Source organism: Aeromonas sp. YN13HZO-058 (assembly GCF_001921245.1).
Taxonomy (GTDB): Bacteria; Pseudomonadota; Gammaproteobacteria; order Enterobacterales; family Aeromonadaceae; genus Aeromonas; species Aeromonas allosaccharophila.
Map to the genome: position 1 here is coordinate 129091 of NZ_MQSY01000060.1, position 12341 is coordinate 141431.

Below are 12341 nucleotides of genomic sequence, written 5' to 3' on the forward strand. Positions count from 1 at the left end.
AAGCAAATGATAAGGGAAAAACGTTTGCGTTAACGGTTTGAATTATAAGCAAATAACCTTATAAGCAGTTGTTTTTTAGCTGCTTTTTAGTTTTTTATGCTGCCAACAAAAAGACCCAAACGACATTTCACTTATTGTTCAGCAACTTACTGTAAACCGTTTTCCCCTTTTATTCATCCGCCCCCCCTGCCAGCCCGTGATCCGGCTCGCAAAATCCCTACAAACCGCGCGAGCAAGGGTTGGCTACAGCTGGAAACCTCGGAGCCTCCTCTTTCTGCGCCAGCCAAAAATGGCCGTACCGGCGCCCCCGCAAGCACCCATCTCGCCCCTCCCCCCGAGTTTGGATTTGGTCTGGCAGGGGGATGGCCGTATAATCCCCGCCTGTATAAATAAACAGGAGTGGTGATGGACGTTTCAACCCTGCTCGACGGGCTCAACGACAAGCAAAGAGATGCCGTTGCGGCGCCCCGCAGCAATCTGCTGGTGCTGGCCGGTGCCGGTTCGGGCAAGACCCGGGTGCTGGTGCACCGTATCGCCTGGCTGATGCAGGTGGAACGCTGTTCACCCTTCTCCATCATCGCGGTCACCTTTACCAACAAGGCGGCGGCCGAGATGCGCGGCCGGGTCGAGAAAGTGATCGGCGACGGCGTGCGCGGCATGTGGATCGGCACCTTCCACGGTATCGCCCACCGTTTGCTGCGGGCCCACCATCTGGATGCGGGCTTGCCGCAGGATTTCCAGATCCTCGACTCCGACGACCAGTACCGCCTCATTCGCCGCGTCATCAAGGCGCTCAACCTCGACGAGAAGCACTGGGCCCCGCGCGCCGTGATGGGCTACATCAACGGCAAGAAAGATGAAGGGCTGCGCCCCGGCGACATCGATCTCTACGGCGATCCCGTCACCCGCACCTATCAGCAGATCTACAAGACCTATCAGGAGACCTGCGATCGCTCCGGTCTGGTGGACTTTGCTGAACTGCTGCTGCGTGCCCACGAACTGTGGCTGAACAAGCCGCACATCCTCGAGCACTACCGCGACCGCTTCCAGAACATCCTGGTGGACGAGTTTCAGGATACCAATGGCATCCAGTACGCCTGGCTGCGGATGCTGGCGGGCAACAGCGGCAAGGTGATGATCGTCGGCGACGATGACCAGTCCATCTACGGCTGGCGCGGCGCCAAGATCGAGAACATCCAGCGCTTCCTGACCGACTATCAGGGCGCCGAGACCATCCGCCTCGAGCAGAACTACCGCTCCACCGCCAATATCCTCAAGGCCGCCAACAGCGTTATCGCCAACAACGCCGAGCGCCTTGGCAAGGAGCTGTGGACCGAAGGGGCCGAGGGCGAGCCGATCTCCCTCTACGCCGCCTTCAACGAGGTGGACGAAGCGCGCTTCGTGGTCGGCCGCCTCAAGGATTGGAAGGAAAAGGGCGGCCTGTTGGCCGACTGCGCCATCCTCTATCGCTCCAACGCCCAGTCACGGGTGCTTGAAGAGGCGCTGATGCAGGACGCCATGCCCTACCGCATCTACGGCGGCCTGCGCTTCTTCGAGCGGCAAGAGATCAAGGACGCCATGGCCTACCTGCGTCTTATCAACAACCGTGGCGACGACGCCAGCTTCGAGCGAGTGGTCAACACCCCGACCCGCGGCATCGGCGATCGCACCCTCGAGATCCTGCGCGGCAACGCCCGCGATCAGGGGCTCAACCTGTGGCAATCGGCCAAGGCGCTGCTCAATGACAAGGTGCTGACCGGTCGCGCCGGTAACGCGGTGCGCGGCTTTGTGGATCTGATCGACGCGCTGGAGGAGCAGGTCTCCCTGCTGCCGCTGCACCAGCAGGCGGATATCGCCATCCAGAACTCCGGCCTCAAGGCGATGTATCTGGCGGAAAAGGGCGAGAAATCCCAGGCGCGGGTAGAGAACCTGGACGAACTGGTCACCGCCTGCCGCCAGTACCAGCGCCCGGACGAGCTGGAGGATATGAGCGATCTCTCCGCCTTCCTCGCCCATGCGGCGCTGGAGTCCGGCGAGAATCAGGCGGACGAATATGCCGATGCGGTGCAGCTGATGACATTGCACAGCGCCAAGGGGCTGGAGTTCCCGCTGGTGCTGCTGGTCGGCGTCGAAGAAGGGATGTTCCCCAGCCAGCAATCGACCGAGGAGTCGGGCCGGCTGGAAGAGGAGCGCCGCCTCTGTTACGTCGGCATGACCCGCGCCATGGAGAAGCTCTACATCTGTTATGCCGAGAGCCGCCGCATCTACGGCCGCGAGATGTTCCACAAGCCGAGCCGCTTTATCCGCGAAATGCCCGCCGAATGTCTGGAAGAGATCCGACTGCGCACTCAGGTCAGCCGCCCCACCCAGTACGGCCGCTTTAGCCAGAACGAGGTGCAGCAGAGCTTCGACGCCAGCGGCATCAAGCTCGGCCAGCGGGTGCTCCATCCGAAATTCGGCGAAGGGGTGGTACTCAACTTCGAAGGGGTCGGCCAGCAGAGCCGGGTGCAGATCCAGTTCGACGACGTCGGCGCCAAGTGGCTGGTGACGGCGTATGCCAGATTGGAAGCGCTCTGATTTTTCCCGTTCTTGATGCAATCAACCCGGCCTAAGCCGGGTTGATTTTTATATTCGTTATCGCGACAACGTTAAATACGCGATCGTCCGAATACGCTTCGCTATTCGAACCTACGGGCTGGGATAATCTCAATTACACTCATGCCGAATACACTACACTATGCGAACCTATGGTCTTAGGCTTCAGTACGCCATTAACCAAACATTGAGATTGTCATGAGCCACTATTGGAAATCATTAATAGTTGTTTTTTTAGCTGTCATAGCTTGGGCAATCGTACCGCTTGGTATGCTTTTCCATGAAGATAAAGATAGTAGTAGTTATTTTCCTCTTCATTTATTAACGGGTAGTGCTCTTCTGGCAGTTATTGCCATGTGTCTCGGTCACATTATTAATTCCAATTCTATTCGTTTGGTTAAGATCGCTTATGACTTTGCCAAAGCGTATTTATTTTTTACTGGACTATTACTGATGATTTCAATTGTATTAAGTTATACAGGCAAGTAATCTAGGTTTTAGATATAAAAATATTTTCGACACTATATGGCCGCTTTACTAGAGAAAAGGGCCGTAGGTTCGATTCATATACAGGACCTTAAGCATTGAGCTCCTTTAAAACTCCCTCCAAGGTCCTGTTCTATATCGATTTTCTCTGCTTGGTTCGGCAAGCGTTCTTGGCCAAATAATCAGCTGCCCATTCCAGTCTTTCCCTTATTTCTGTCAGTGCCCTATGGGCCACTGCTTCCAATAGCGGCAACCACCATGTCGTACTGTTCTTTGACGCTTTCAACATCGATAGCTTCCCTGTCATCACACTTTGCGCGACCCGTCTTTTCATCACCAGCGACAGCAGGCTCGCCCACACCAATCCCTCGGCGATGGCTTTCTCCCCCGTCACAAACCCCTTGAGCCGGTTGTGCGATTTCCACTCTTTAAATAACAACTCCACCTGCCAACGGCAGGGCCGTAGGTTCGATTAGCGAAGCGTAATCGGACGATCGAGTAATCGGACGATCGCGTAAGACGTTCGCGTAATCGAACGCTTACAACGGAACAACCCTTTAGGGGTTTACTCCAATCCCCCCACCCCATCCACCGACCCACACCAATCCGGCGGATAGACGCCGCTCGCTACATAACGATGGAAGGTGGAATACGGCCAATCGGCCACCCGGGTGACATGACCATGTTTGAGCGGGTTTATATGGACGTAATCCATATGGCGGCGGTAATCCTGCTCATCCCGGATCAGGTGTTCCCAATAATGGCGCTGCCAGATGCCCCGCTCCCCGTGGCGTAACCGGGTCTGGCTGCGCCGCTCATTGACCGGCAGGGCGCGGGAAAAGTGGCTTTTGATCAGCCGCCAACGCAGGGGGAAATCGGTGTCCCCCTCCGGTAAAGAGAGAATGCAGTGGAGATGGTCGGGCAACACCACCCATGCGTGAATGGCGAAGGGGTGAGCCTGCTGCACCTTGGCAACGCTTTGACGCAGCAGATCGATCTGCTCCACCAGCAACCGGTTGTTGCGTCGCTCCAGCAGGTTGACGGTAAAGAACCAGGTTCCTCCGGGCCACCATGCCCGCCGCCAATTGGCCATCCTTTTCCCCTCGTTGAGACCGAAAAGCCAAGCATAGTCTTGCCTCACGTCGATCTGCTTGCGGGTTGTGATGGTGCGGATGTTCGATTACGCGATCGTCCGATTACGCTTCGCTAATCGAACCTACATGGACAGGAAATCTGGAACACCCACTTTCGGGCAAAGGCGTAGCTGGTAAGGCTACGCCGTATTTGTTAGGTGAGGATTTCTGATCACTTGACCAACTTGCTCTCCATCACCCCTTGCTTGCCCTCCTCCTCACTAACCTGACTCAGCTTGGAGCGGGCCATCAACAGGCCCATCTTGACCTCCTGCCAGACGTAGTAGTTTTTACCCGCCTCGGTGCTGAGGGTCAGGGTGGCATCGTTCTCCGACTTGGAGGTGATGGTGTGGCTGCCCGGTGTCACCTGCTTGAGGATATAGCTGTGGGCCACGGTGTCGCCGACCGCCATACCATCCACCAGCAACGGCATTTTGATCGCCGCACCGAAGGTCTCGTTGCGATAGATATAGAGGTTGGCCGCATCCTTGGGCGCCACAAACTGCTTGGCCTGAGTGTCTGCGGTGGCATCGGCCATAGGTACGGAAGCACAACCGGAAAGCAGCGCCGCCGACAGCAGGGCGGCACTCATCATTATTTGCCTGAACATAGTCGTTATTGTTTAGTGAGTTAACGGGATTTAAAGGTTCGCATGGGCCTGCTCTGGCTGACAATCGCTCAAATCGGTCGGGGTGTGACCCGGTTCAATTTTCCAGCATTTTACTGCCTCCTCCTGCCACTGCCATCCCTCTCGCCAAGTCGGCTACTGCCCTCAAACCTGACAGGCAGCAAAAGCAGAACACATTGATTTATCTTGTCTTTCAACCGTATCCATCCGGCGGGTTGGACTGGTTTTTAATGACGCGCTCATCCGAATATGTTTCGATATTCACCCCAGCACCTCTCTGTAAGCAGAGCAATATCTGCACATCGACGACATCGCCAAGGATTATCAGTGCCTACTGGATTTATGAATCACACCCAAGCCAGCCGACTGGCGATAAGAACCCGTGCATCTCTAAGCAGGATCAATTGGCCGCTCTACTTGGCGCTTTTGATCACAGCCGCTTTGCCGACCATCTATAACACCACGCGGATCTACTACCTTGGCGATCTCCCGACAGAGTGGGGAGTCAACATTGCAAGCCAGCTGGCCTGGGTCAATCTGGGGCTGGAGGTTGTGCAGGAAGCGCTGATTCTGCCGTTGTTCTATCTCTTGGGAAAAACACTCCATGAGCGTGACGCCACACTGAACAAGCTCAAAACAGGCCTCATTGTCACCGTCGGGATCTATTCCCTCTTTACGGGTCTCATTGCTCTCTTCGCTATGCCACTGGTGCAGGCTATGGCTCAAAGCCCGGAGCAAGTTGCGGCCACCGTGGACTATATACGTCTCGAAATGATTGGCACGACTCTCTTCAATGCGGTTCGCTTCCTGACCATATTCTTCGTCCTGCAAGACTGGCGCCGCGCCATGTATACCGTTCTTGCCATCCAGCTTCTGGTCAGTGTCACCCTTGATACACTCCTGCTCAGCCAGCTGGAATTTAGCTTCCGGCTAGGGGTCAACGGCATCGCGTACAGCAACATAGTGGCAAGCATCTGCACCCTCGTTTATGCACTCGGGGTTGTCAGGCAGAAATACCGACTCACCTCTGCTGACTTGCATGTGCAAGCCGACTTCGGATGGATGCGGGAGTGGTTCCGGGTTGGCAAATGGAGCGGTGTGGATTCATTGATACGGAATGCTTTCTTCCTCATTTTCATCATCAGAATGGTCAATGTTGTCGAAGAACAAGGGACATTCTGGGTTGCCAACAGCTTTATATGGGGATGGTTGCTGCTTCCGTTTTTACCGATGGCAGATCTCATCAAGCAAGATGTGTCACAAGGAAACAAGCTACCGCATTGGGACAAAATGCTTGGCTACTTCACCACCTGCGTCCTGATTGCAATTGCATGGATTCTCCTCTCACCGTGTTATGAATGGTTCATCAGAAACATCCTCAACACAGCGCTCACCCAGCACCTTCACCTGATCCTGCTTTCGCTGCCGTTTTACATGCTGTTCATGTTCAACACCTGCATGGATAGCGTTTTGTATGGCCAGGGACAAACCCGTTATTTGGCCATTCAATCGGTGATCACCAACGTCATCGTCTATGGCACCGCCTATGTGTGCTACCTACAAGGCTGGTTGACGCCATCACTCGATGGCATAGCGATTCTCTTTGGGTGTGGCATTGCCGTGGACACGCTGGTGACCGGATGGCTCTACAACCGGCACATCCGGCAAGAAAATTACGCAGTCTAGGCCATGTATGTTGCTAAAGCAGATCGGCTCAAACCGGCTTGAGGCGATGCAATATCAGAGTGGGCAATAGAGGAAGGGAACTCAGAAACCCGGCCGCCAGATGGGGCGCGGTGGCCGGGTGAATTGTAAAGAGTAGGGTGACAGGGAAAGGGATCAGCCTAGTCTAATCAACTCGATGGGGGCGTAGCGCTCACCGGAGTTTGCCAGCAGCACGCACTTCTCATGCTCCGCCTGATAGGGGGTCATGTGGTCGGTGTGGGCCTCTTTCAGAAAGTCGACTGCGCCAGTGGCGGCAATCATCACGCGCTGACCCAGGTTCAGCACATTGCGGTTACGGTCATAGATCTTCATGTCATTCTCCTTTTCTTGTGTCCTGGCGGATGCGCAGGCGTGTGTCCAGGACAACGGCATTCAGCCTACGCCCCTGAAAAAAGGTGATTTATGTCACAGATCAAAAAAGGGGCGATAAGGGACTCACAGGTTCAAAAAGCGAGCATGGCCGCTTGGCCAGCGGTTGTCGCGCGAAGTAGCGCCCCCCTGCCCTTTTCGTCGTGGCGGGCTCGAACCCGGCAGTGGTTGGAGTATATTGGTGGCCGATTAGCCAATCTCATTCACCGTGGCCGCGCAAGCGGGCCGCTGTTTCAACAAGATGGAGAGTGTTCATGAATCGCGACATTACCGCCCAGTTTATCAAGATGCTGACCAACCTCGACCACTGTCTGGCCAAGGCCGAGGCCCATGCCGCGGCGAAGCAGTTCAACGTGGAGAACTTCTTCGGCGAACGGCTGATCGTCGATATGTTACCGCTCAGCAAGCAGGTGTTGATTTGCTGCGATTCGGCCCGCGCCGTGGTGGCCACCGCCAGCCACAGCGAGCTGCCGGTGCTGGGGGATGACCCCAAGACCATGGCGGATCTGCGCGCCCATATCGGCAAGACCATCAGCTATCTGCAGGGCAAGCTGGAGGCGGACTACAGCCAGTATGCCAGCGGTCGTTACGTGCCCCACTGGGCGGGCGGCAAGGGGATGGATGGCCATACCTGCGTCCATGAGTACGGCATTCCCAACTTCTACTTCCACCTCACCATGGCCTACGCCCTGCTGCGCCAAGCCGGGGTCGATCTCGGCAAGCGCGACTATCTGGGCGGGCTCAACCTGCAATAAGCGCCGCTCGCCACAGGCGGCAAACAGATAGCAAAAGCCTGCCACGCGGCAGGCTTTTTTATATCGGGTGGTGCAGGGCTGGAGCGCAGAATGGCTACGCCCTAGAAGGGGCCGTTGCACTCGCGCAGTTTGTCGGGCAGGCCATCGTGATCCCCCAGCTCGCGCGCGGGCACATCGTCCCAGTGGCGCTTGCCGATCTGGCGGTTGTACTCGGGGTGCTGGGGGTAGTGAATGCGGTTGTCGGCGCGATCCCTATCACCGACGCAGAGCAGCCGCACCGGCTCATCCGTGTTGTTGATAAAGGCGTGGGCCAGCCCGTCACCAGCCTTGAAACCCACCGAATCCCCCGGTTGCAGCCGATAGAGCACGCCATCGAGCCAGACATCCGGCGTCCCTTCCAGCACGTGGACAAACTCGTCCTCGGTCTTTTCGGCGTGGGGCCAGCTGGTGCGATGGCCGGGTTCGACGATCTCGTGGTGAATGCCGATGCGGCCAAAGCCGAAGTGCCTGCCCAGCGCGCTGCCGAGGGACATCCGCTCCTCGCTGCCGGGGTATGATCCCGGCTCCGCGTCTTGCAGCTCGCGCCAATGTTTGATGTTGGGGTGACGGGTCATAGTGGTTCCTTATGCTATGAGGATGCGGTCACGGAAGGGTCATCCTAACTGCCAAAATGCGGGGGAGAAAAGCAGAAATCGGCGGGCGCAGCATTCCTCAGCTGACGGCAAAAAGGCGGACTCGGCTGCGGGCCGATTCCCATCCTGCAAGGGCTGTGCGGCCATGCCAGCGACAGCGGGGCGGACAAAAATGCAGACAACAAAGAGGGAGCCGCTGGCTCCCTCTCTCGATCTGTCTGCACCCGTTTACCGATGCTTACTTTCCACTCTTATTTGCCGCTCTTATTTCCCAAGATTGTCCGCCAGCTGTTTGGCACGATTGGCCGCCCACTGATCGATCATTTTCTCCATCTCCTCAGCGGTGATGGGCGAATCCTTGTGGGTGGTGTCCGGGCTTTCGCGGGCATCCATCACCCGCACCAGCAGCTTGCCGCTTTGGGAGTCGAGCAGTTGCGCCATGCTGCCCACCTTGAGCAGGTAGGGCTCCTTGCCAATCACTTCACGAGTGACGTTGATGGCGATCTTGGCGGGCAGCAGGTCACGCAGCTTGGGATCGGGGCGGGTCAGGTCGAAGTTGGTGACGGCAGCCTGGATCCGCATGACCTTAGGGCCGGGGGCGGTGGCGATCTTGACACCGTGCTTGAGCAGCTCGCGCTGGAAGGTGTCGTGGTAGTAGCGGCCAATCTGGTTCTGGTCGTTGGCGGTCAGCAGATACCACTGGCCATTCTCCTGACGGATAAACTGCAGCGGATCGAGCAGCACCTCATTGTATTGGCGCAGGTCAGTACCGGGCTCCTTGTAGACGCGCTGGTTGGGGTTGCTCTCGCTCGGCTGGAAGGCGCTGAAGGGAACAGTTTGCAGTGACTGCAAGCTGTAGGAGACCTGATTTTTGACGGCGCAGCCACCCAGAAGGACCGCAGCCACGGCAACCATCACGACCTTTTTCATATTTGCTCCTGCATTTTACTGTTTGTTTTTGCTGTGGATTTCGCACCACATGGCTGGAGATCCCGTACTGGAAGCCGCCAATGTCACAGAGAAATAACCTATTCGCCACCTTCTCACAAGCGACAGATCAAGATTGTTCAGCTCACATCCAAGTTGTCACAATTGCGGCACTTTTGTACAGGGTCGGGCAGGGTATGGGCGGCGATCCGGCGAGGGTTCGGTTGTTTAATCCAGCTAAATGAAGCTGTGGCAGGCGTTCTGTTTTGTCAAACGATGCAGGTCAGCAAGCGGCGGGATTGAACGGGGAATGCCTCGGAACGCACGATGACCGATCACCAGCCATCCTGCGCAAACAGGCCTGCCGCCGGACACGCGGCAGACCCACGGATCAGTTATCGAGATCCCAGGGGCACTGCTTGACCAGCCCCTCTTTGCCGCTGGCGACGATCGCCTGCTGCACCATCCGTTTGTAGCGATTCTTGATATGGGCAGGCAGCGCGGGCACCAGCAGCCGCTCATCAAACTCCGGCAGCGGGCGATCCGGCAGCACCGCCTGCTCCTGCGGGCTGAGGGGCGGACGGGAGCCGACATTGCTGGCCGAGATGGTGGGCGTGCCCACCAGCATCTGGCGTTGCAGCGGGGCGCTCAGCAGAAAATCCACCAGCAGGTAGGCGGCCTTGAGCCGTGCGGGATCATCGCCAGCATGGCGGGCGATGGAGAGCGCATCGAGGGCATAGATGGCTCCCTCCTGCACCATGGCGATCCGCCACTGCTGGTCGTTCTGCTTGTTGCACTCCACCAGCTCCAACCCCCAGGTGGTGGCAAAGGTCTGCTGGCGCAGATCCTCACAGCGGTTGGCCTGATTGAACCAGAAGCCGCGGCTGGCTTGTAGCCGCTGCGAGAGCTGCTGCTCCACCTCTTGCTGCAGCGTCTTGTCGGCCAGCATCTCGCCGCTGGCAAACAGGGCGGGCGACTTGCCAAGGGAGAGCAGCACCGAAAACAGCAGCGGTTCGAACTGGTCGCAGAACTCGGCAAACTGGCCCGACGGCGGGCTGCTGGCGAGCACCTGCCAACTGGTGGGCGCTTGCGGCACCTGTTTGCTGTCGTAGGCGAGGCTGAACATGGCGTAGGAGAAGGGCACCGAGTAGTTGCGCTCCCCCTGCTTGTCATACTCGGTGTTCTTGAGGGCGGGCTTCACCTCGGCGTAGTGCGGCAGGCGGCTGAAATCGATGGGGAGCAGCAGCTTGAACAGCGGTTGGTGATGGGCCTTGTAGAAGTAGCTGGTCGGCAGCACCACATCGGCGCTGCGGGTGCGCAGGGCGCGGTAGACGCTGTCAAAATCGGTCAGCAGCGGCTCGATCCGGCTGACCGTCGCTTCCACCCCATGGGCTTTGGCGTAGTCGGCAAACTGTTGTTCATAACCCGCTGGCAGATAGCCCCACTCCAGCAATCTGAGCTGAACCGGGGCCGCCAGCGCCGGGGCAATCCCCAACAACCAGCAAAGAGGCAGTAAACGCATGGCCGGACACTCCTGACAGGTAAACCTTGATGGAGTATAGGCCCATGCGCCGACTCGTCAGGCCACCAGCTCGGCCCCCATGCTCGCCAGAATGGAGAGGCTGACCACCGCAAACAACACGCCGGTCACCAGATTGAGCGGCCGCTGCACCCGCAGCAGCAGGCGCTGGGCGCGATCGGTGGAGAGGCTCCACGCCAGCAGCCCGAACCAGCAGAGGGAGATGATAAAGAGCTCGCCCACCAGCAGGCCGCGGGTCACCCCGTCCACCTGCGGCGTCACCATGGCGGCCAGCAGACCGATAAAGAACACCAGCGCCTTGGGGTTGAGCAGATTAGTGGCGATACCGGCACGCACGCCCCTGCCCCAACCGCGTAGCTCGTTGGCGGCGCTGGCCATCACGGTGCCGCTCTGCTGGCGAGCCGCCATCAGGGCGCCCCACCCCAACCAGCCCAGATAGAGGGCGCCACAGCACTTGATCACCATAAACAGCAGCGGGTGGCTGGCGATCAGCATGCTGATCCCGGTCAGGCTGAAGGTGGCGTGTACCATGATCGCCAGCGAGATGCCCAGCGCCGCGCCAAGGGCGGTCGGCCGGTGCAGGCTGGTGCGCAGGATCAGGGCAAAATCGGGGCCGGGGCTGGCCAGTGCAATTAGGTGCATCAGGCCAAGGGTAACGAACAGACTGGTCAGCATAACAACTCTCGCGTTAACGACGGAGAGCCAGCATGGCGGATCAGCGGGGGGCGCGGCTTGTAAAAGATTGCATCTGGGCACGAAATTCGGCGGGCGTCAGACCGAATGCCTGGCGAAAGCCGTGGTGGAAGTGACTCTGATCGAAGAAGCCGACCGTCAGCGCCACCTCGCTCACCGCCATGCCGCTCGCCAGCAGCCGCTTGCCTTGCTCCAGCCGCAGCCGTTTCAGCCAGGCGTAAGGGGTCATGCCGCTGCGTTTCTTGAACTGGCGCAGGAAGGCGAAGCGATCGAGCCCGAGCAGCCCCGCCAGCTCTTCCAGCGAGTGGGGCTCATCGAGGGCGGCCATCAGGTAGTCGCGCAGGAATCTCAGTTGGGGATCCGCCAGCGGGTGTACCTCGGGGGCCAGATGCAGCAGCTCCCCCAGCAGGGCGAGCAGCTGGCTCTCGATCAGCAAGCCATCGGCCTTGGGGTTGTCGAGATAGCCGTGCAGCTGGGCAAAGCCTTGATAAAGGTCGGGTCGGCTCTGCAATCCTTTGTCGAAGAAGGGTTCCGCCTGCTCCGGCAGCCAGAGCGCCAGCTGCTGCGGATCGATGGCGAAGACTCGCACCTCGTACCCTTCCGGCAGCAGGCTGAGGCCGTCGTGCACCTCATCCGGGTTGACGGTAGAGAGCACCCCGCGCACCAGATGGTGACTGTTTCCCTTGTGGATAAACTTCTGGCCACCCCGCTGCACCAGCCCGATATGGTAGTCGAGATGGACATGGCGGCCGTAGCTGAACGCCCTGTGGTGGGAGTGCGACAGCTCGACCCCCGGCAGGTGCGGGGATTGCCAGTAGCGGATGAGGGAATCGGTGGTATTCATGGGTTATAGATACA

At 58.2% G+C, this 12341-nt stretch carries 12 protein-coding genes and 1 pseudogene; 4 read left to right on the top strand and 9 right to left on the bottom strand.

Annotated elements, in window-relative coordinates; translation table 11 throughout:
- Positions 1-405: 405 nt before the first annotated feature.
- The gene (gene uvrD / locus BSP75_RS15470; RefSeq protein ID WP_075113772.1) at positions 406-2577 is read left to right on the top strand and encodes a DNA helicase II; all 2172 of its coding nucleotides are present in this window, start codon (positions 406-408) and stop codon (positions 2575-2577) included.
- A gap of 216 nt (positions 2578-2793) precedes the next feature.
- Complete coding sequence (locus BSP75_RS21605; protein WP_148140735.1) at positions 2794-3084, top strand: hypothetical protein; 291 nt, start codon at positions 2794-2796, stop codon at positions 3082-3084.
- Between the two features lie 130 nt (positions 3085-3214).
- On the opposite strand, the pseudogene BSP75_RS15475 reads toward BSP75_RS21605, so the two are convergent.
- From BSP75_RS15475 to BSP75_RS15485, 3 genes and pseudogenes are all read right to left on the bottom strand, one after another.
- Positions 3215-3538, bottom strand: a pseudogene (locus BSP75_RS15475) (IS4 family transposase); the annotation flags it as partial.
- 108 nt (positions 3539-3646) lie between these two features.
- A complete protein-coding gene (locus tag BSP75_RS15480) occupies positions 3647-4174 on the bottom strand; it encodes a transposase (protein WP_075113773.1) in 528 nt (175 codons plus the stop codon).
- A 212-nt stretch (positions 4175-4386) separates the two neighbouring features.
- Positions 4387-4824, bottom strand: coding sequence for a DUF2846 domain-containing protein (locus BSP75_RS15485; protein ID WP_075113774.1), 438 nt, complete (start codon positions 4822-4824; stop codon positions 4387-4389).
- A gap of 360 nt (positions 4825-5184) precedes the next feature.
- Here BSP75_RS15485 and BSP75_RS15490 point away from each other — a divergent pair, with 360 nt between their 5' ends.
- Complete coding sequence (locus tag BSP75_RS15490; RefSeq protein ID WP_075113775.1) at positions 5185-6528, top strand: MATE family Na+-driven efflux transporter; 1344 nt, start codon at positions 5185-5187, stop codon at positions 6526-6528.
- A 153-nt stretch (positions 6529-6681) separates the two neighbouring features.
- Here the strand turns inward: BSP75_RS15490 and ydfZ are convergent, their stop codons facing one another.
- Positions 6682-6879, bottom strand: a complete 198-nt coding sequence (gene ydfZ, locus BSP75_RS15495) for a putative selenium delivery protein YdfZ (RefSeq protein WP_075113776.1) — start codon at positions 6877-6879, stop codon at positions 6682-6684.
- 311 nt (positions 6880-7190) lie between these two features.
- Between ydfZ and BSP75_RS15500 the strand changes: the two genes are divergently transcribed.
- On the top strand, positions 7191-7691 hold the full coding sequence (locus BSP75_RS15500) for a DUF1993 domain-containing protein (RefSeq protein ID WP_075113777.1): 501 nt from the start codon (positions 7191-7193) through the stop codon (positions 7689-7691).
- Between the two features lie 101 nt (positions 7692-7792).
- On the opposite strand, the gene BSP75_RS15505 is transcribed toward BSP75_RS15500, so the two are convergent.
- The 5 genes from BSP75_RS15505 to BSP75_RS15525 all read right to left on the bottom strand — a co-directional run bounded on the left by BSP75_RS15505 (position 7793) and on the right by BSP75_RS15525 (position 12327).
- Positions 7793-8305 (bottom strand): cupin domain-containing protein, encoded by a 513-nt coding sequence (locus BSP75_RS15505; RefSeq protein WP_075113778.1) that lies wholly within the window; start codon positions 8303-8305, stop codon positions 7793-7795.
- A gap of 282 nt (positions 8306-8587) precedes the next feature.
- Positions 8588-9253, bottom strand: coding sequence for a DUF3313 domain-containing protein (locus BSP75_RS15510; protein ID WP_075113779.1), 666 nt, complete (start codon positions 9251-9253; stop codon positions 8588-8590).
- Positions 9254-9641: 388 nt separating this feature from the next.
- Complete coding sequence (locus BSP75_RS15515; RefSeq protein WP_075113780.1) at positions 9642-10772, bottom strand: extracellular solute-binding protein; 1131 nt, start codon at positions 10770-10772, stop codon at positions 9642-9644.
- Between the two features lie 57 nt (positions 10773-10829).
- The gene (locus BSP75_RS15520; RefSeq protein WP_075113781.1) at positions 10830-11465 is read right to left on the bottom strand and encodes a LysE family transporter; all 636 of its coding nucleotides are present in this window, start codon (positions 11463-11465) and stop codon (positions 10830-10832) included.
- 40 nt (positions 11466-11505) lie between these two features.
- Positions 11506-12327: an AraC family transcriptional regulator gene (locus BSP75_RS15525; protein ID WP_075113782.1), complete on the bottom strand. Its 822-nt coding sequence runs from the start codon at positions 12325-12327 to the stop codon at positions 11506-11508.
- Positions 12328-12341 lie beyond the last annotated feature (14 nt).